The sequence below is a fragment of the Streptomyces sp. V2I9 genome, from assembly GCF_030817475.1.
Taxonomy (GTDB): domain Bacteria; phylum Actinomycetota; class Actinomycetes; order Streptomycetales; family Streptomycetaceae; genus Streptomyces.
Map to the genome: position 1 here is coordinate 2996902 of NZ_JAUSZJ010000002.1, position 16855 is coordinate 3013756.

Consider the following 16855-nt stretch of genomic DNA (forward strand, 5'->3'; position numbering starts at 1 on the left):
GCGCGGTCGAACCCTCCCGGACCCCGGCCCCTTGTTCCGATGATCGTTCTGTTGGAGGGTGAGGCATGCAGAAACCGCCGACTTTCGTCCTTGTCCACGGAGCCTTCGCGAACTCCTTCTCGTTCGCGCCACTACAGGCCGAACTCGCCCTGCTCGGGCATCGATCGGCCGCGGTCGACCTTCCCGGCCACGGCTTCGCGGCCACCTTCCCCGTCGCGTACCAGACCCCTCAGGACCTCGCCGCCCTCGCCGCGGAACCGGGGGGCATCAAGGGGGTCACGCTCGCGGACAACGTCGCCCGAGTGATCGAGACCCTGGAGAGGGCGAAGCGGCACGGGCCCACCGTCCTGGTCGCCCACAGCCGGGGCGGTGTCACCGCCACCGCCGTCGCCAACGCGCGGCCCGACCTGATCGACCGGATCGTGTACGTCTCCGCCTGGTGTCCCGTCGAGCTGGACGTGGCCGGCTACTACGCCGAGCCGGAGATGGCGGACGTCGACGCGGGCGCCTTCGCCACCGCGCTCCTCGGGAACCCCGGCGAACTCGGTCTCCTGCGGGTCAACTTCCGTACCGCCGGCGCGACGGCGCTCGCCGCCTTCCGGCAGGCGTTCGCCGCCGACCTCACCGACGACGAGTTCCGCGCCTTCCTCAACACCTTCCAGCCCGACGAGAACCTCGACGCCGGTACGTCCACCGACCGGGCGCAGGCCGCGACCTGGGGCACGGTGCCCCGGACCTATGTGCGCCTCGCCGCCGACGCCAGCCTGCCGCCCGCCGTGCAGGACCGCATGATCCGGGAAGCCGACGCGCTCACGCCCGACAACCCCTTCGACGTGCACACCCTCGACGGCAGCCACCTGCGCTGGCTCGTCCACCCGAAGCCCGCCGCGGAACTACTGGCCGGCCTCGCGGACCCCGCGGGCCCTGCAGCCTCCTGACGGCCGCGCCTCTGTCCCGCCCGGCCCGGTGCGCACCTGCGCGGCGGCCGGGCGGAGGTGCGACCGGCGGGCCGGGCTGAACGACGGGCCGCTCAACCCGCCGAAGCGTCACGGCACTTCGGGGAGTACCAGGGCCCGCGCGTACGGCACTCCCGCCCGCTCCGCGTACGCCATGCGCTCGCGTACCTCGGACAGCGTGCGGGGGCGGTAGCCCTGACCGCCGCAGCAGCCCTGATGGAAGCGGATGCCCGCGTTCAGCAGGACCGAGAGCGTCCGCCAGGCCGCCCGGTCACGACGCGGCGGCGCGGCGAACGCCGATCCCACGTGGGTCAGCGCCCCCGTGCAGCGCGGACAGACCCGCTCGCGCCGCGAGCGGTCGTAGGACTGCTTGTACGAGGCCCGGCAGGGCAGACAGACGTACGAGGTCTTCGAGGGCGGCATCCGGCGATCGTAGGCGGCGGTCCGGGGCCGGCCCCACCGGATTTCGCCCGCCGCGCCCCGATCACCGCCCCCCGTCCTACGGCACACCGATCACCGCCCTCGTCCTACGGCACACCGGCCACCGCCCTCGTCGTACGGCACACCCATACCGCCCCGCCGTCCGGGCGCACCGGCGACCGCCCTCGTCGTGCGGCACACCGGTCCCCGTTGGGCCCTCCCCCGGGCCCCGGCTGGGCCCGTCGTGGGTCTGCGGGCCCCTGACAGACCCGCCTGCCACACCTAGCGTCTATGCGGGTAGACCCTCCGTACCCGACTCGCCGCATCGCAGCATCGCCAACTCGCCAACTCGCCGGCCTGCCCACGCGCCCGAACGCTTCGAGGGAGTCACCATGTGCCGATCCTGTGCGACCACCGCCGCCCCGAACGACCTGCCCGATGACGCAGCGGGCCCGCTCCGCCCGTTCCCGAGCCTGTCCCGTCGCGGACTGCTGACCGGTCTCGGCCTCGCCGCGCTCACCGTGAACCTGTCGGCCGGAACCTCCGCGGCGGCGGGAACGCAGACCACGGAGGGGGCGGAGGCCGCGGCGGCGGTGATGGCGGCCAGGAACGGGGCATGGGCCTGCCCGGCCCTGGGACGGTTCCCGGCCGGAGGTCACTACGGCGCACCCCGTGGCGGCGCGTCCCACGCCGGGCAGGACGTCAGCAACTCCACCGGCACCGCGGTCTACGCGGCCGCCGCCGGTACCGTCATCCGGCGGTCGTGGGGAGGCGGGCTTCCCGGCCGGACCGGCAACGCCCTCGTGATCGCGCACGGCGGCGGCCAGTACACCTACTACGGGCACCTCAGCGCCTACCGCGTCGGGCTGAACGCCACGGTCAGGGCCGGTCAGCGCATCGCCGACATGGGGGCCACCGGCAACGTCACCGGCCCCCACCTCCACTTCGAGACCCACACCGGGGGCCTCGGCTCCACGGCCAACCCGGTCTCCTTCCTGGCCGCGCGGGGCGTGGACCTGGCCGGCGGCTGGTCGCGGATCGATCCGGGCGCGAAGGGCGCGACGGTGGTCGTGATCCAGCACCTGATGAACCGGCGCGGTTACGGGCTGGCCGTCGACGGTGCGTACGGTTCCGTCTCCGTCGACGCCGTGAAGCGGTTCCAGCGCTCCAAGGGGCTGACGGCCGACGGCCAGGTCGGCCCGGCCACCTGGCCGAAGCTGGTGTACACGCTGCGCCAGGGGCGGCAGCGGCTCCCACGTCCGGGCGCTCCAGGCCGCGCTGAACAAGCGCGGGGCCGCTCTGGCGGTCGACGGCGGGTTCGGCTCCGTCACCACGACCGCCGTACGCGCCTACCAGAGCGTCAACCGCCTGGCGGTCGACGGCGAGGCGGGACCGGTGACCTGGCGGGCGCTGACCGGCTGAACCGCCGACAGGTGTGGGGCCCACGGTGACGCGTGACGCCTCGCGGGCCGCCCGGCAGGGCGGCAGTGGTCGGCCATGAACGGTCCGGCGGCCCTTTATGGTCGACCACGTCCCCCGCACCACCGGCACCGGCTCCACGCGCCGGCCACCGCAGGAGTTCAGCCATGAGTACGCGTACGGGCCGCGCCGCCGGCGACGCCCACCACACCCCGGCCACCACCGCCCCGCATGCCACCCCCGCCGCCACTGCCGCGCCCGTCTCCGCACCCGCCTCCGGTTCCGCCTCCGGTTCCGGAACCGCGTCCGGGACCGCTTCCGGACGCACCGGCCGCGCCTTCGACGCCGTGCTCTGCGATCTCGACAACGTCGTCCGCTTCTACGACACCGCCCCGCTGGCCGCCCTGGAGCGGGCCGCCGGACTGCCGGTGGGCACCACGGAGGACATCGCGTACGCGCCCGAGGTCGATCTCCCCCTGCTGCTGGGCCGGATCACCCCGGACGCCTGGGTGGAGTCCATCACCGCGGCGCTCGCGGGCCGGGTGGGTGAGGACCGGGCGCGCGAACTGGGCCGGGCCCTCGCGGACGCGCCGTTCCGGGCGGACGGGGAGGTGGTGGCGCTGCTGCGCCGGGCCAGGACCCATGTGCCCCTGGTTCTCGTCACCAATGCGACCCTGCGACTGGACGACGACCTCGCCCTGTTGGGCCTGGACGATCTGGCCGACGCGGTGGTGAGCAGCGCCGTGGAGCAGGTGGCCAAGCCCGACCCGGCCATCTACCGCATCGCGGCCGACCGGGCGGGCGTACCGCTGGACCGTTGCCTGTTCGTGGACGACCGGCAGGAGAACGTCGACGCGGCGGTCGCCCTGGGCATGACCGGCGTACTCCACCGCGAACCGGCGGACCTCCGGCGGGCGTTGGGCCCGTGCGCGGAGGCGGCGCCCCCGCGCACCGGCCGGGCGGGCTGAGCCCCGCGGGCCCCGACTCCCCGGCCCTCGGCCTGCGGCCTGCGGCCTGCGGCTCAACCGTGTCGTGGCGCGGGCTCCAGCCCCGTCCGCAGTTGGACGAACGCCTCGTCCGCCGCCCGTACCGCGCCCGCGTGGACCTGGTCCGCGCTCTCCCCCGCGTCGATCCGCCGCCAGTTCTCCAGGGCCAGGATGCGCAGGGCCGCGACGATCTGCCCGGCCGCGAGCCGTTCGGGCAGTCCGCCGCCGAGGGCCCCGGCCAGGGCCGTCTCGGAGCGCCCCTGGTAGGCGTACATCCGGGCGACCAGAGCGGGTGTTCCGTACAACAGCCGGAGAAACGCCAGCACTTCGGGGGCATCGCAGAGGCCGGTCACCGGGTCGCGGCGGTCCAGGCCGTCGAGGAAGTGGCGGTGCAGGGCGTCCAGCGGGCTCTCCCCGGCGGTCCGTGCGGCGACCACCCGGGCGGACTCGTCCTCGTGGTCGGCGAACCGGTGCAGGACCAGGTCCTCCTTGGCGGGGAAGTACCGGAACAGCGTCGGCTTGGAGATGTCCGCCGCGGCGGCCACCTCCGCCACGGACACCTTGTCGAAGCCGCGTTCCAGGAACAGCGCGATGGCGGCGTCGGAGACCGCCTGGTACGTCAGCCGCTTCTTGCGCTCCCGCAGTCCGAGCGGTCCGGGGGACCGCTCCCGCGCACGACCGAAACCGTGCCCGCCGGAATCCTGCTGACCGGATGCATGCCGACCGGCGGCCCGAGCGCCGGGAGCCCGGACGGCGGCGCCATCGTCGCTCCCGGCCCCGATTCCGGTTCCGGTTCCGCCCCCGCTCCCGCTTCCGGCGTTCTCTCCGTTCATGACCACGAAGAGTACGCCCTTGGCGTCAAGCGGACTTGACCTCGCCGACCTCGCCGTCCCGGCCGCCGGCGCCCTCCGCCGTCCTCCGGATCAGCGCCGCCACCCCGTCCAGCAGCACCCCCATGCCGAAGGTGAACTCGTACTCCGGATCGTCCGGCTCGCTCATCACCCCGGATTCCAGTTGCCGGGCGATTCCGGGGTGCCGCTCGGGGTCGACGAGCCGCTTGAGGGTGCGTTCGTGGGACGCCATCAGCTCCTCGGACGACACCCCGCGGGCGAGCACTGCTGCCGCCAGGTCGCTCATCATCGCCGCCTCGCTGCGGATGAAGTTGGAGACCAGCAGGATCACCGAGGTCTTGTCGCCCTCGCCGAGGCCGCTGTCCTCCAGCGCCTGGAGCCCCTGCTCCCACCACGCGATCGAGTTCGGGGAGGCCGGCGGGCCACCGATCGGGATGCGGAGCGCCCAGAGGTGGGCGTGGTAGCGGCTGCGCTGGGCGGCCGCCCACTCGGTGAGAGCCGCCCGCCAGCCCGCGCCGTTCGCCAGGGCCGCCAGCGGCTCCGGTGCGCCGAGGGCCGCCTCCTGCATCAGGACGTACAGCTCGTCCTTGGCGGAGACGTACCGGTACAGGGACATCGTGGACACGCCCAGGTGCTGGGCGACCTTGCCCATGGACACGGCGGCGATCCCGTCCGCCGCCGCGATGCCCACCGCCGCCGCCACGATCCGCTCCAGGCTCAGACCGGGCTTCGGCCCCTTCGCCGGGCGGTTCCGCAGACCCCAGGCCGCCTCCAGGCTGGCCGGCAGATCACCGGTGCCCGAGCCGTTCTTGTCCGTCACCGCAACGTCACCGCATCCCTTCGCCCCGCATCCCGGCCCGTGCCGGCTCCTTGCCCCGCGCCCCGTACGCCTTGACCCCATCCTAGAGATGCGTAATGCTTACGCAGTAACGCGTATGCCATACGCAGAAAGGGGTTCGGGGATGACCGAGCCGATCCGGCCCAGCGGGCACGCACCCGCCACGACCGTCACCACCACCACCGGGACGACCGCCGCCGGCCCCGCCGCCATCGAGGCGTACGGCCTCACCAAGTCCTACGGAAAGCCCGCCGTCCGCGTGCTCGACGGTCTCGACCTCCGGGTCGAGCACGGCACCGTCTTCTCCCTCCTCGGACCGAACGGGGCAGGCAAGACCACCACCGTCCGCATCCTCACGACACTGACCGAGGCCGACTCCGGCACCGCCCGCGTCGCCGGCCACGACGTCGTCGCCGCACGGAGCGCGGTACGCCGGTCGATCAGCCTCACCGGCCAGTTCGCCGCCGTCGACGAGGCCCAGACGGGCGAGGAGAATCTGCGGATGATGGCCCGGCTCACCGGCCTGTCCCGCCCGGCCGCCCGCCGCAGGGCCGTGGAGCTGCTGGAACGCTTCGCCCTCACCGGGGCCGCCCGCCGCCGCGTGGGGACGTACTCCGGGGGGATGCGCCGCCGCCTCGACCTGGCCGCCGGGCTGGTCGGTTCACCGGAGCCGGGGGTGTTCTTCCTGGACGAGCCGACCACCGGCCTCGACCCGCGCAGCCGCCAGGAGCTGTGGGACGTCGTCCGCGAGCTGGCGGCGCGCGGCGCGACCGTGCTCCTCACCACCCAGTACCTGGAGGAGGCCGACCGCCTCGCCGACCGGATCGCCCTGCTGAACCAGGGCCGGATCGCCGCCGAGGGCACCGCCGCCGACCTCAAGTCCCGCGTCGGCGGCCACCGCCTCGACCTGGAGCTCACCAGCCGCGAGGACTACCTGCGGCTCGTGACGCGGGCCGTCCACCACTCCCCCGAGACGCTGACCTCGGCCTCCCCACCGACGGCTCGGCGGCACAGGTACGCGCCCTCCTGGACGAGATCGACCCCGACGGGCGGGCCGTCCGGCGCTTCAGCCTGCACACCGCGACCCTCGACGACGTCTTCCTGGCCCTGACCTCGACCGGCCCCACGGGCCCGCCCACGGCCGCCACGACGGCCTGCCCCACCGGCCGGAACGCGTCCACCGGCGGGAACACGTCCACCGCTCCGGAGGCATCCACCCATGTCTGACACCGCCGTCCGGCGCCGGAGCACCCCGGTCCGCCCCGCCGGCACATCCGCCGGAGCCCACGGGCCCGGCCCGCTCACCCACACCGCCGTCATGACCGCCCGCGCCCTGCGCCTCAGCAGCCGCACCGTCGACGCGCTGATCACGTCCCTGGCCCTGCCGATCATGCTGATGCTGATCTTCGTCTACTTCTTCGGCGGGGCGATCGACACCGGGACGGAGTACGACTCGTACGTCATGTACGTCGTTCCGGGCGTCCTGCTCCTGTCCGCCGGCTTCGGCGCGGCGACGACCGCCACCGCCGTCAGCGAGGACATGAAAGGCGGCGTCATCGACCGCTTCCGGTCCCTGGACGTGGGCGGTACGCCCGTGCTCGCCGGGCATGCGGCGGCCAGCACCGTCCGCAACCTCTGTGCTACCGCCCTGGTCTTCGGCGTCGCGCTGCTGATCGGCTTCCGCCCCGCCGCCACCTGGCGGGGCTGGCTCCTGGCGGCCGTCGTGCTGATCGCCTACATCGTGGCGCTGTCCTGGATCTCGGCGGCGATCGGCCTGCTCGCCCGGACCCCGGAGGCGGCGAGCGGCTTCACGTTCTTCATGTCGTTCCTGCCCTACCCGAGCAGCGCCTTCGTCCGGACCGAGTCGATGCCGGGCTGGCTGCACGGATTCGCCGACCACCAGCCGATCACCCCGGCCATCGAGTCGCTGCGCGGGCTGCTGCTCGGCGAGGAGATGGGCGGCACGCCCTGGATCGCGCTCGCCTGGGCCGCGGGGATGCTCGCCGTGGCGATCGCCGCGTCCGGGCCCCTGTTCCGCATCCGGACGCGCTGACCCGCACGGCGGACCGCACGGCCGGGCGGTCCGGCTCACCGCACGTCCGCGGACGCGACCGGGCGGTCCGGCTCAGAACACGTCCGGGCACCACGGCAGCCGCCCCGTGCGGAACACCGCGTCCGCCGTCGTCGCCGCACCCGCCCGCAGCTCCTCCGCCCGGCCCAGGTCCATCAGCCGCCGCACCGATTCGTCGCCCAGGTACAGCGTGGCCAACTCCGCCACGCCCAGGGCGAGATCGGCGCTCCGGGTGGTCGGGGCGCAGCGCGCGCCGCCGTCCGACGCCTCCAGCAGGAAACGGCCCCCGGCCAGACCCGCCGCGTCCCGGACCTCCAGGACGAGCGACGCCTCGACGGCGTAGGTCCGGGCCTCCAGCGTGCGCGGCACGTCCAGCAGCCGCAGCCACAGCCAGTCCGTGCTGGTGACCACGCGGGCCGCACGGGGATCGGGGAGCAGCAGCGGGAGCAGGTCGTCGGGGGCGCGGTAGCCCGAGCGGACCGCGGCGATCCAGTCGACCGAGCAGAGGTAGTGCCACAGGGCCCGCTCCGCCGCCGGGTTCAGCGCGATCATGTCCCGTACGGAGGCGGTGTTCCGCGGCTGCTTGGCGTCGTCCCACGTGTCGTCCACGCCGTAGGTCATCAGGCCGTCGATCTCGCCGCCGGCGTCGCGGTGCACCACGTAGAACGGCTCCGTCCACGTCTCGTGCGGTGCGCGGGGCGAGACGCCGGTGCTCTTCCGCCACCAGCGTTCGTTGCGGCTGACCACGCCGGGCTGCCGGGCCGCCAGCGCCGCGTGCACCTCGGGCCCGATCTCGCGGACGTCCGCGCCGTCCACCATCTCGATCCGGCCGCCGTCCGCCGGCTGCCCGGAGCGGCGGGGGTCGAGCCCGGCCCGGTGGACGGAGACCTCCCACTGGGTGGCCCGCGCCGCGGGGCCGAAGCCGTACCGCCCGTAGATCGGGTACTCGGCGGCGATCAGCGAGGCGACCGCCTCGCCGCGCTCCTTGGCCGCCGCCAGGTCCGTGGCCATCATCCGGCTGAGCAGTCCGCGGCGGCGGTGCGTGGGCGCCACGGTCACCCCGCTGATCGCGTCGGCCTCGACGGCGGCTCCGCCGACCACGGTCAGCTGCTGCGCGAACGAACGGAACGTCGCCACGCAGCGCCCGGCGTCGAAGACGCCCTGCACCCGTGAGAGGTCGGCGTCGGCGAGCCGCTCCGCGACCAGCTCCTCGTCCGGCATCCCGGTGGGGGTCAGGAAACCGGCCCTCACCGCCCTCATCCAGTCGGGGAACTCGGACGCGGTGACGGTGCGGACATCGAGGCTCATTCCTCCACGCTAGGCAGGCGCGGCTCAGAATGTCGCGCGGATTTCTCCCACCTCGGCCGCCCCGCCGAGCAGCGGGGACCGTCCGATCCGGGCGACCACCGGGGCGTCCACGTCCAGCAGCTCCAGGGCACGGGCGAGCACCGGGCCGAGCGCGCGGGCCGAACCGTCGTCGATCTTGAAGGCGAGGGCCCGGCCGTCCGCCAGGGCCACCGCCTGGACCGCCTCGGCGCCCATCTTGGACAGCGTCCCCGGCACCTCGCGCATCAGCCAGGTGTCCGGGCGCCGGGTGCCCGCGACGTACTCCGGGTGGGCCCGCATCGCGTCCGCGACCCGGCGTTCGGCGCTCCCCGGCTCCGCCAGTACGAAGGACCGGAAGGCGCGGGCCAGACCGGTCAGGCCGATCGCCATCAGCGGGGCCCCGCAGCCGTCCGTGCCGATCGCGGCGACCGGCTCGCCCGCCGCCTCGGCGACGACCTCGCCGACCAGCCGCTGGAGCGGGTGGCCGGGGTCGAGGTAGGAGACGGTGTCCCAGCCGTTGCGGACGCAGACGGCGAGCATGGCCGCGTGCTTGCCGGAGCAGTTCATCGTGATGCGCTCGCGTACATTCCCGCCCGCGAGGTAGGTCTCCGCCTCCACCGGGTCCAGCGGCAGGTCCGGCGGGGTCTGGAGGTCGGCGGTGCTCAGCCCGTGCTCGGCGAGCATCATGCGCGCGAGGTCGAGGTGGAAGGGCTCCCCGGAGTGGCTCGCGGCGGCCAGCGCCAGCCGCTCGCCCGACAGGTCGAGTCCGGCCCGCAGGATCGCGGCGGCCTGCATCGGCTTGTTGGAGGAGCGGGGGAAGACCGGCGCCGCCGGGTCCCCGATCGTCCGCTCCACGCTGCCGTCGGCGGCCAGCAGGACCAGTGAACCCCGGTGTCGTCCCTCCGTGAACCCGGAGCGCACGACCTCGGCCAGGACGGGCGGGGCGGGAGCCGGGTCGGTCGATATGGCGGACGGGGCGTCGGTCGACGTCATGGTGGCCTTCCGGGGACGGGGGTGCGGGACCCGCGCCCGGAAGGGTCGCTTCAGGCGAGCAGGTCGTCTACTTGTGCTTCCCCGTCACGGTACCTGCGGGCGATCTCCGCGCCGCAATCGTCGGCGGTGCGCTGGAGTTCGTGACGGCGGCGGGACACCTGCTGCTCGTAGCGGACGAGGCGGCCCATCGCCGTGTGCAGTTCCTCGTCCGTCCGGGCGTCCAGGTCGGAGAGCTCGACCTCGGCCAGCGTCTCGGCGGCGAGCCGCCGGAACTCGTCGCCGCGCGGCGTCGTCAGCGTGACGTGCCGGGCGGAGGTGCGGTGCCGGGACGGGGTGTCGGCGAGGATCTCCGAGAGCCGCCTCACCACCGCCACGTCCTCCACCGGGGTCTCCGGGTCCCGGCGGCGGGCCAGTTCGGCGCGCAGGATGTCGATCCGGCCCTGCACCAGGCGCCGTACGTAACTGAGATCGGCCTCGTCCCGCTGGGCGTCCCGGCGCAGCGTCCGCAGCTCCGGCAGCCGCAGCGCGCCGAAGCCGGGGTCGCCGCCGGCCTGCTCGGGCACGGTGGCGGTTGCGGTGGCGGGCGGCAGTACGGGAACCTGTCCCGGCAGACTGCGCTGTACGGGTGACCGCAGGGTGCTGGCGCTGGTACGGGCCCCCGGTACGGCACCGGGAGATTGTCCGGCTCCATAGGTACTCATGCTGTTCCGTCCCCTCGACCGGTGCGTCGGCACACCGACATCGTGCATCGTGCCACCCATCCCCGTGTCCCCGCTGACGTCTTGTACCCGTTCAGCCCAAGATAGGTTGGTCTGTATGCGTGCAGTGGTACAGAGAGTGGAGGGCGCGAGCGTCTCCGTCGCCGGTGCGGCGGACGACCCGTCGGCGCCCGGAGTCATCGGGGAGATCGTCGGCGAGGGCCTGTGTGTGCTGGTCGGGGTGACCCATGACGACACCCCGGCGAAGGCGGCACAGCTGGCCCGCAAGCTCTGGTCGGTGCGCATCCTGGAGGGCGAGAAGTCCTGTTCGGATGTGAACGCCCCCCTTCTGGTGATTTCTCAGTTCACTCTCTACGGGGACGCCCGCAAGGGCCGCCGTCCCACGTGGAACGCGGCGGCGCCGGGCGAGGTCGCCGAGCCGCTCGTGGACGAGGTGGTGGCGCGGCTGCGGGCGCTGGGAGCGCACGTGGAGACGGGCCGGTTCGGAGCGGACATGCGGGTCTCGCTCACGAACCACGGCCCGTTCACGGTGATCATCGAGGTGTAGCCGTACGCCCCGGAGCAGGGCTGGACAGGACCCCTACGGCTCGACGACCGGCTCCTGGGCGGCGGCCGTGTCCCCGGCGAGCAGTTCCGCGTCCACGGGAACGTTCCTCTTGACCAGGGCCAGGGCGATCGGGCCAAGCTCGTGGTGGCGGGCCGAGGTGGTCACGAAGCCGAGCTGGCGGCCCTCCCCGCCGTCCGCGGCCAGCCGTACCGGGGTGCCGTGGCCGGGCAGGTGCACCTCGCTGCCGTCCAGGTGCAGGAAGACGAGCCGACGCGGCGGCTTCCCCAGGTTGTGGACGCGGGCGACGGTCTCCTGGCCCCGGTAGCAGCCCTTCTGGAGGTGGACGGCGGTGCCGATCCAGCCCAGCTCGTGCGGGATCGTGCGGTGGTCGGTCTCGAAGCCGACGCGCGGCCGGTGGCCCTCGACGCGCAGCGCCTCGTACGCCAGGATTCCGGCGGCGGGCCCGTGGGCGGCGGCGAACGCCTCCAGGTCGGCGCGGGGCAGGAACAGGTCCCGGCCCTGCGGGGTCTCCCGTACGGTCGCTCCGTCCGGGGCCTCCGCGATCGAGCCGGCCGGGAGGTGCACGAGGGCGATGTCCCCGGTGCGGTCGGCGACCTCGACCCGGTAGAAGAACTTCATCGACTCCAGGTAGGCGATCAGAGCGTCCTGGCTGTCCGGTTCGACGTGCATCCACACCGTCGCACCGTCGTCCACCAGGTACATCGCGTGCTCGATGTGTCCGTTGGCGGAGAGGATCAGGGCCTCGGTGGCCCGGTGCGGGGCGAGGTCGCTGACGTGCTGGGTGAGCAGCAGGTGCAGCCAGCTCAGCCGGTCCTCACCGGTGACGGTGACGATGCCCCGGTGGGAGAGGTCGACGAAGCCGTTGCCGTCGGCGAGGGCGCGTTGCTCGCGGAACAGGTCGCCGTAGTGCGCGGCGACACCTTCGTCGCGGCCTTCGGCGGGTACGGCGCCGGGCAGGGACAGCAGGGGGCTCTTCATGCGCCCAGCCTACGACTTGGCGGGGGCGTCCTTCGCGGCCGTCTGGTCGGCCGCCTTCGTGACCGTCCTCCCGGCCGTCTTCCCGCTCGCCCGCACGGCCGTGCACTCCGCGCAGCGGCCGAAGATCGCGAAGTGCTTCATGTCGGTCTCGAAGCCGAAGTCCGCGCGCAGCTTCTCCGTGAAGTCGGTGACGACGGAGAGGTCCGCCTCGATGACGTCCTTGCAGTCCCGGCAGACCAGGTGGATGTGGTGGTGCCGGTCGGCCAGGTGGTACGTGGGAGCGCCGTGGCCGAGGTGGGCGTGGCTGACCAGACCCAGCTCCTCCAGGAGCTCCAAGGTCCGGTACACCGTGGAGATGTTCACCCCGGAGGCGGTCCTGCGCACCTCGCAGAGGATGTCGTCCGGCGTCGCGTGCTCCAGGGCGTCGACCGCCTCCAGGACGAGCTGCCGCTGGGGCGTCAGCCGGTAGCCGCGCCGGCGAAGGTCGGTCTTCCAGTCGGTGGTCACCACACGCCCAGTCTAGGACGTGTGGTCAAACACCGAACGGGCCTGCCGGGCGGGGCCCGCGTGAAGACGTGGACCCGCTGGACGGCCTGCGTGAAGGAGGGGGACCCGCCCGACGGCCTGCGTGAAGCCCGACGGCCTACTTGAAGAAGGCGATGCCGTCGTCGGGCATGTCCTCGAGGTTCCGCGCCATCTCGGCGACCTCCTCGGGGGTGACGACCTTCTTCAGGTGCGCCGACATGTACGGGCGCAGCTCGACGTCGGGGGTGGCCTTCTCGCCGACCCACATGAGGTCGCTGTTGACGTACCCGTAGAGCCGCTTGCCACCGCTGTACGGGCCGGAGGCCGCCGTCCGGGCCACCGCGTCGGTGACCAGGTCGATCTGCGGCTTCTGGTCGGCGAGCTCGCCGTACCAGATCTCGATGACGCCCTGGTCGCGGGCCATGACGACCTCGACCTTGCGGTCCTTGTCGATGCGCCAGTAACCGGACTCGGTCTCCAGCGGGCGGACCTGGTTGCCCTCGTCGTCGAGGACCCAGGTGTGGGAGACGTACTCCAGGAAGTCCCGGCCGTCGTGGCTGAAGGTCACTTCCTGGCCGAAGTTGCACTTCTCGGCACCGGGGAAGTCGGACACGCCCGCGCCCGCCCAGTTACCGAGGAGGAAGGCCAGCGGGACGAGGTCAGGGTGAAGGTCTGACGGAATCTCGATCATGAGCGGCTCAGGCGATCTGTGAGGGTACGGGGGGGTGGAGAACCGGGGGCGGCGAAGGTCAGCGCTGACCCTGGTACAGCTTCTTCACGGTGAGCGCGGCGAAGGCGGTGACGCCCACGCAGACCAGGACCAGCAGGGCGGTGAAGAATGCCTCAAGCACAGGGGGCTCCTCGTGACGAGCGGGTTGCGGCGGTGACAGGGCCGGGCCCCCAGCCTAATAGGTGAGGGCCCGGCCTTCTCGTTCAGGTGGCGGCTCGGACGGGGCCCGGACCTGCGGGCCCCGGCGCCGTCGGCCCCGGATGAGGTTGCCTCCCGGACGATTACAGTTCGGCACATGGCGAAGAAGCTTGTGATCAAGGTGACTGCCGGACCCGAGGCCGCCGAGCGCTGCTCGCAGGCGTTCACCGTGGCGGCCGTGGGCGTCGCCAGCGGGGTCGAGGTCTCGCTCTGGCTGACCGGGGAGTCCTCGTGGTTCGCCCTGCCGGGCCGGGCCGCCGAGTTCGACCTCCCGCACGCCGCCCCGCTGCCGGACCTGCTGGACTCGCTCCTGGCGGGCGGCCGGGTCACCCTGTGCACCCAGTGCGCGGCCCGGCGCGACATCACGGAGAAGGACGTACTGGAGGGCGTACGCATCGCGGGCGCGCAGGTCTTCGTGCAGGAGGCCATGGCGGACGACGCCCGCGCGCTCGTCTACTGATCCGCCGGACCGGCCGGACCGGACCGGCCGGCGCGGGCCCCGGCACGCGTGCCCGTACGTCAGCGGCGTCTTCTGCCGTCCAGCTCGTCCCACCACGCGTCGGACTGCGGGTCCCCCGACGGGTCGTCCCACCAACGGTCGTCCGGGCCGCGCCGGTCGGCGATCACCGCCGCGACCGGCGGGATGACCATGGCGACCACGCACATGCCGACGGCGACGGGCAGGGACCACAGGCGCACGACGGCCCACGCGGACACGAAGAGAACGACGCATCCGCCCATCATCAGGAAGTAGTTCCGCCTGCGTCGGGCGTACATGTCTCCAGCGTAGAACTCCCGGTCCCGGACGGCACGAAGGGCCGCACCCCGCGTCAGGTGGCGTCCAACCCCCTGGGGTGCGGCCCTTCGGCCGATCTGTGTTCCGTACGGGACGGCGGCTGCCGCGCCGGACGGCGTGCCGTGGATCAGACGGCGATGGCGACCTCGGAGAGTCCGCCGGTCTCCGCGACGACCGTGCGGTCGGCGCTGCCGCCCGGAACCAGGGCGCGGAGCGTCCAGGTGCCCTCGGCGGCGTAGAAGCGGAACTGACCGGTCGCCGAGGTCGGGACCTCCGCGGTGAACTCGCCGGTCGAGTCCAGGAGGCGCACGTAGCCGGTGACGGGCTCGCCGTCGCGGGTCACGCTGCCCTGGATGGTGGTCTCACCGGGCTTGATCGTCGAGGCGTCGGGGCCGCCGGCCTGTGCTCCACACATGGTGTTCTGTCCTTCGGGTCGAAGCGGTGCTGGTCGGGCGGGTTACTTGGCGGGGCCGAGCTCGATCGGCACGCCGACGAGGGAGCCGTACTCGGTCCAGGAGCCGTCGTAGTTCTTGACGTTCTCCTGGTCCAGCAGCTCGTGGAGCACGAACCAGGTGAGCGCGGAACGCTCACCGATGCGGCAGTAGGCGATGGTGTCCTTCGACAGGTCCACCTGCTCGGCCTCGTAGAGGGCCTTCAGCTCGTCGTCCGACTTGAAGGTGCCGTCGTCGTTGGCGTTCTTCGACCACGGGATGTTGCGGGCGCTCGGCACGTGGCCGGGGCGCTGCGACTGCTCCTGCGGGAGGTGGGCCGGGGCGAGCAGCTTGCCGCTGAACTCGTCGGGCGAGCGCACGTCGACCAGGTTCTGGTTGCCGATGGCCTTGACGACGTCGTCGCGGTAGGCGCGGATCGACTCGTCCTGCGGCTTGGCCGTGTACTGGGTCGCCGGGCGCGTGGGGACGACGTCGGTCAGATCGCGGGAGTCCAGCTCCCACTTCTTGCGGCCGCCGTCGAGGAGCTTCACGTTCTCGTGGCCGTACAGCTTGAAGTACCAGTAGGCGTACGAGGCGAACCAGTTGTTGTTGCCGCCGTAGAGGACGACCAGCGTGTCGTTGCCGATGCCCTTCTCACTGAGCAGCTTCTCGAAACCGGCCTGGTCGACGAAGTCACGGCGGACCGGGTCCTGGAGGTCCTTCGTCCAGTCGATCCGGATCGCGTTCTTGATGTGGTTCTTCTCGTAGGCCGAGGTGTCCTCGTCCACCTCGACGATCGCGATCTGCGGGTCGTCGATGTGGGCCTCGACCCAGTCGGCGTCTACCAGGACGTCGCTGCGGCTCATGCTGTTCTCCTCCGGGGCAGTCTGCGGCGGGGTGGTGCGAGATGCGGAGTTGCGGGTGCGGATGTACGCGCGGAGGCACGGAACGCGGCACGTACGGGCACGGGGCCGACCCCGGGTGACGGTCGGGACGACGGTCGGAGGGGCCGGGGAAACGGGGTGGCTGCGGCGGTGCGAGCGCCCCGCTCAGAGCGCGCGACAGAGCATGGCGGCGACGCGGCACAGGTCTACTGCCCGCCGCTTCGTGAGATCCGCCTGTCGCTTCATGCGTCCGATCGTAGGGAGGTACGGACGGGGATGTCACCGTCGTGTCGAATCGTGAGACACGATCATCCGTGATGCGAGACAGAAGCCGAGCCGGAGACCCCTCCGCCCGGTGCCGGAACCCGTGGAGCCCTCCTCTCATCTGAGGACCGGACGCGGGTGTCTCACTATCCGGATCGGCCGGACTCCGGGTGGCCGCCGGGCGGCTCGGAGATCAACCGGCCAACGAGACGTTCGAGCCGGTCACCGAGATCTCCAGGCCCTTCTCGGTCACCTTGACCTCGCGGAGCTCCAGCCCCTCGGGCAGCCCGTCGATGTCACCCTCGAAGTCGGTCTTCTTGCGGACCAGCTCCTCGATGCCGGGGATGCCCTCGCCCGGCACCTTGTCCGCGCGCACCGTGATCGTGTTGCCGTCGGCACGGGTCACGGTGGACAGCACGCTGCGCGAGATCGGGCGGCCGAACACCTCGGCCGTGCCGGTGACCTTGGCCTTGCCCTTGCCGCCGTACTCCACGACGACGCCGTCGCTGGCCGCCGCCGTCAGGTCCTTGTAGGAGACGAGCGCGGTGCCGGTGGCGCGGGCGGCCGTGGCGCTGCGGTAGCCGGAGCCGAGCTTCACGTCGTGGAGCTGGGCCCGGACCTCGCCGACCCGCACCGCGCGGCCCCCGGCGCTGGTCCTCATCCCGGTGAGGTGGAGGTCGACCCGGTCGAGCCGCGACGCGGCGAGCTGGGTGAGGAAGGGGAAGCCCTTGATCGAGATATCGGTCGACGCCGTGCCGTCCGCGTCGATCGTGACCCGGTCCTCGGCCTCGGACTCGGCGAAGTAGACCGCCGCGCGGTCCACCGCGAGGAAGAGACCGCCGAGCACCACCACCAGGACCAGCAGTATTCGCAGTGCGCGCATGTGTGTCGTTCTCCCACCC

Annotated in this window: 19 protein-coding genes and 2 pseudogenes; 7 read left to right on the forward strand and 14 right to left on the reverse strand. The window is 72.8% G+C overall.

Going from position 1 to position 16855, the window contains the following annotated elements; genetic code table 11:
• Positions 1-65 precede the first annotated feature (65 nt).
• A complete protein-coding gene (locus tag QFZ71_RS13090) occupies positions 66-938 on the forward strand; it encodes an alpha/beta fold hydrolase (RefSeq protein WP_307668411.1) in 873 nt (290 codons plus the stop codon).
• 108 nt (positions 939-1046) lie between these two features.
• On the opposite strand, the gene QFZ71_RS13095 is transcribed toward QFZ71_RS13090, so the two are convergent.
• Positions 1047-1379, reverse strand: coding sequence for a deoxyxylulose-5-phosphate synthase (locus QFZ71_RS13095; RefSeq protein WP_307668412.1), 333 nt, complete (start codon positions 1377-1379; stop codon positions 1047-1049).
• Positions 1380-1768: 389 nt separating this feature from the next.
• On the opposite strand from QFZ71_RS13095, the pseudogene QFZ71_RS13100 reads away from it, so the two are divergent.
• Together QFZ71_RS13100 and QFZ71_RS13105 are read left to right on the forward strand one after the other, a co-directional pair.
• Positions 1769-2798: pseudogene (locus QFZ71_RS13100) on the forward strand (peptidoglycan-binding protein).
• A 164-nt stretch (positions 2799-2962) separates the two neighbouring features.
• Complete coding sequence (locus QFZ71_RS13105) at positions 2963-3763, forward strand: HAD-IA family hydrolase (RefSeq protein ID WP_373465112.1); 801 nt, start codon at positions 2963-2965, stop codon at positions 3761-3763.
• Between the two features lie 53 nt (positions 3764-3816).
• On the opposite strand, the gene QFZ71_RS13110 is transcribed toward QFZ71_RS13105, so the two are convergent.
• Together QFZ71_RS13110 and QFZ71_RS13115 are read right to left on the reverse strand one after the other, a co-directional pair.
• The gene (locus tag QFZ71_RS13110; protein WP_373465113.1) at positions 3817-4620 is read right to left on the reverse strand and encodes a TetR family transcriptional regulator; all 804 of its coding nucleotides are present in this window, start codon (positions 4618-4620) and stop codon (positions 3817-3819) included.
• Between the two features lie 19 nt (positions 4621-4639).
• Positions 4640-5452, reverse strand: coding sequence for a TetR/AcrR family transcriptional regulator (locus QFZ71_RS13115; RefSeq protein WP_307668414.1), 813 nt, complete (start codon positions 5450-5452; stop codon positions 4640-4642).
• A 142-nt stretch (positions 5453-5594) separates the two neighbouring features.
• On the opposite strand from QFZ71_RS13115, the pseudogene QFZ71_RS13120 reads away from it, so the two are divergent.
• Together QFZ71_RS13120 and QFZ71_RS13125 are read left to right on the forward strand one after the other, a co-directional pair.
• A pseudogene (locus QFZ71_RS13120) lies at positions 5595-6697 on the forward strand (ATP-binding cassette domain-containing protein).
• On the forward strand, positions 6690-7523 hold the full coding sequence (locus tag QFZ71_RS13125) for an ABC transporter permease (RefSeq protein ID WP_307668415.1): 834 nt from the start codon (positions 6690-6692) through the stop codon (positions 7521-7523). Before QFZ71_RS13120 ends, QFZ71_RS13125 begins: the two are co-directional and overlap by 8 nt.
• A 72-nt stretch (positions 7524-7595) precedes the next feature.
• Here the strand turns inward: QFZ71_RS13125 and QFZ71_RS13130 are convergent, their stop codons facing one another.
• The 3 genes from QFZ71_RS13130 to QFZ71_RS13140 are packed head-to-tail and all read right to left on the reverse strand — an operon-like array spanning position 7596 to position 10561.
• Positions 7596-8849 carry a GNAT family N-acetyltransferase gene (locus QFZ71_RS13130; RefSeq protein WP_307668416.1) on the reverse strand — a complete coding sequence of 418 codons (1254 nt, stop codon included), beginning with the start codon at positions 8847-8849 and terminating at the stop codon, positions 7596-7598.
• A gap of 24 nt (positions 8850-8873) precedes the next feature.
• Complete coding sequence (locus QFZ71_RS13135) at positions 8874-9860, reverse strand: asparaginase (RefSeq protein ID WP_307668417.1); 987 nt, start codon at positions 9858-9860, stop codon at positions 8874-8876.
• Between the two features lie 50 nt (positions 9861-9910).
• Positions 9911-10561 carry an ABC transporter substrate-binding protein gene (locus QFZ71_RS13140; RefSeq protein ID WP_307668418.1) on the reverse strand — a complete coding sequence of 217 codons (651 nt, stop codon included), beginning with the start codon at positions 10559-10561 and terminating at the stop codon, positions 9911-9913.
• 115 nt (positions 10562-10676) lie between these two features.
• Here QFZ71_RS13140 and dtd point away from each other — a divergent pair, with 115 nt between their 5' ends.
• The gene (gene dtd / locus QFZ71_RS13145) at positions 10677-11126 is read left to right on the forward strand and encodes a D-aminoacyl-tRNA deacylase (protein WP_307668419.1); all 450 of its coding nucleotides are present in this window, start codon (positions 10677-10679) and stop codon (positions 11124-11126) included.
• A gap of 33 nt (positions 11127-11159) precedes the next feature.
• Here the strand turns inward: dtd and QFZ71_RS13150 are convergent, their stop codons facing one another.
• The 3 genes from QFZ71_RS13150 to QFZ71_RS13160 all read right to left on the reverse strand — a co-directional run bounded on the left by QFZ71_RS13150 (position 11160) and on the right by QFZ71_RS13160 (position 13341).
• Complete coding sequence (locus QFZ71_RS13150; RefSeq protein WP_307668420.1) at positions 11160-12125, reverse strand: folate-binding protein YgfZ; 966 nt, start codon at positions 12123-12125, stop codon at positions 11160-11162.
• A 9-nt stretch (positions 12126-12134) separates the two neighbouring features.
• Positions 12135-12635, reverse strand: coding sequence for a Fur family transcriptional regulator (locus tag QFZ71_RS13155; protein WP_307668421.1), 501 nt, complete (start codon positions 12633-12635; stop codon positions 12135-12137).
• Between the two features lie 133 nt (positions 12636-12768).
• The gene (locus QFZ71_RS13160; RefSeq protein ID WP_307668422.1) at positions 12769-13341 is read right to left on the reverse strand and encodes an FABP family protein; all 573 of its coding nucleotides are present in this window, start codon (positions 13339-13341) and stop codon (positions 12769-12771) included.
• A gap of 334 nt (positions 13342-13675) precedes the next feature.
• Between QFZ71_RS13160 and QFZ71_RS13165 the strand changes: the two genes are divergently transcribed.
• Positions 13676-14038, forward strand: coding sequence for a DsrE family protein (locus QFZ71_RS13165; protein WP_307668423.1), 363 nt, complete (start codon positions 13676-13678; stop codon positions 14036-14038).
• A 59-nt stretch (positions 14039-14097) separates the two neighbouring features.
• On the opposite strand, the gene QFZ71_RS13170 is transcribed toward QFZ71_RS13165, so the two are convergent.
• The 5 genes from QFZ71_RS13170 to QFZ71_RS13185 all read right to left on the reverse strand — a co-directional run bounded on the left by QFZ71_RS13170 (position 14098) and on the right by QFZ71_RS13185 (position 16836).
• A complete protein-coding gene (locus QFZ71_RS13170) occupies positions 14098-14355 on the reverse strand; it encodes a DUF3099 domain-containing protein (RefSeq protein ID WP_307668424.1) in 258 nt (85 codons plus the stop codon).
• A gap of 146 nt (positions 14356-14501) precedes the next feature.
• Entirely contained in the window at positions 14502-14789 is a 288-nt protein-coding gene (locus tag QFZ71_RS13175; protein ID WP_307668425.1) for a DUF1416 domain-containing protein, read from the reverse strand.
• A gap of 42 nt (positions 14790-14831) precedes the next feature.
• Positions 14832-15671, reverse strand: coding sequence for a sulfurtransferase (locus QFZ71_RS13180; protein WP_307668426.1), 840 nt, complete (start codon positions 15669-15671; stop codon positions 14832-14834).
• 183 nt (positions 15672-15854) lie between these two features.
• Positions 15855-15935, reverse strand: coding sequence for a putative leader peptide (locus tag QFZ71_RS30455; protein ID WP_350797220.1), 81 nt, complete (start codon positions 15933-15935; stop codon positions 15855-15857).
• Positions 15936-16146: 211 nt separating this feature from the next.
• Complete coding sequence (locus QFZ71_RS13185) at positions 16147-16836, reverse strand: DUF2993 domain-containing protein (protein ID WP_307668427.1); 690 nt, start codon at positions 16834-16836, stop codon at positions 16147-16149.
• Positions 16837-16855: the final 19 nt, after the last annotated feature.

What these genes read in the sequence shown, in the direction of transcription:
- QFZ71_RS13180 (WP_307668426.1), bottom strand. Translation starts at nt 15,671, where the DNA reads ATGAGCCGCAGCGACGTCCTGGTAGACGCCGACTGGGTCGAGGCCCAC.
- QFZ71_RS13135 (WP_307668417.1), bottom strand. Translation starts at nt 9,860, where the DNA reads ATGACGTCGACCGACGCCCCGTCCGCCATATCGACCGACCCGGCTCCC.
- QFZ71_RS13160 (WP_307668422.1), bottom strand. Translation starts at nt 13,341, where the DNA reads ATGATCGAGATTCCGTCAGACCTTCACCCTGACCTCGTCCCGCTGGCC.
- QFZ71_RS13130 (WP_307668416.1), bottom strand. Translation starts at nt 8,849, where the DNA reads ATGAGCCTCGATGTCCGCACCGTCACCGCGTCCGAGTTCCCCGACTGG.
- QFZ71_RS13125 (WP_307668415.1), top strand. Translation starts at nt 6,690, where the DNA reads ATGTCTGACACCGCCGTCCGGCGCCGGAGCACCCCGGTCCGCCCCGCC.
- QFZ71_RS13150 (WP_307668420.1), bottom strand. Translation starts at nt 12,125, where the DNA reads ATGAAGAGCCCCCTGCTGTCCCTGCCCGGCGCCGTACCCGCCGAAGGC.
- QFZ71_RS13165 (WP_307668423.1), top strand. Translation starts at nt 13,676, where the DNA reads ATGGCGAAGAAGCTTGTGATCAAGGTGACTGCCGGACCCGAGGCCGCC.
- dtd (WP_307668419.1), top strand. Translation starts at nt 10,677, where the DNA reads ATGCGTGCAGTGGTACAGAGAGTGGAGGGCGCGAGCGTCTCCGTCGCC.
- QFZ71_RS30455 (WP_350797220.1), bottom strand. Translation starts at nt 15,935, where the DNA reads ATGAAGCGACAGGCGGATCTCACGAAGCGGCGGGCAGTAGACCTGTGC.
- QFZ71_RS13105 (WP_373465112.1), top strand. Translation starts at nt 2,963, where the DNA reads ATGAGTACGCGTACGGGCCGCGCCGCCGGCGACGCCCACCACACCCCG.
- QFZ71_RS13140 (WP_307668418.1), bottom strand. Translation starts at nt 10,561, where the DNA reads ATGAGTACCTATGGAGCCGGACAATCTCCCGGTGCCGTACCGGGGGCC.
- QFZ71_RS13090 (WP_307668411.1), top strand. Translation starts at nt 66, where the DNA reads ATGCAGAAACCGCCGACTTTCGTCCTTGTCCACGGAGCCTTCGCGAAC.
- QFZ71_RS13185 (WP_307668427.1), bottom strand. Translation starts at nt 16,836, where the DNA reads ATGCGCGCACTGCGAATACTGCTGGTCCTGGTGGTGGTGCTCGGCGGT.
- QFZ71_RS13175 (WP_307668425.1), bottom strand. Translation starts at nt 14,789, where the DNA reads ATGTGTGGAGCACAGGCCGGCGGCCCCGACGCCTCGACGATCAAGCCC.
- QFZ71_RS13170 (WP_307668424.1), bottom strand. Translation starts at nt 14,355, where the DNA reads ATGTACGCCCGACGCAGGCGGAACTACTTCCTGATGATGGGCGGATGC.
- QFZ71_RS13095 (WP_307668412.1), bottom strand. Translation starts at nt 1,379, where the DNA reads ATGCCGCCCTCGAAGACCTCGTACGTCTGTCTGCCCTGCCGGGCCTCG.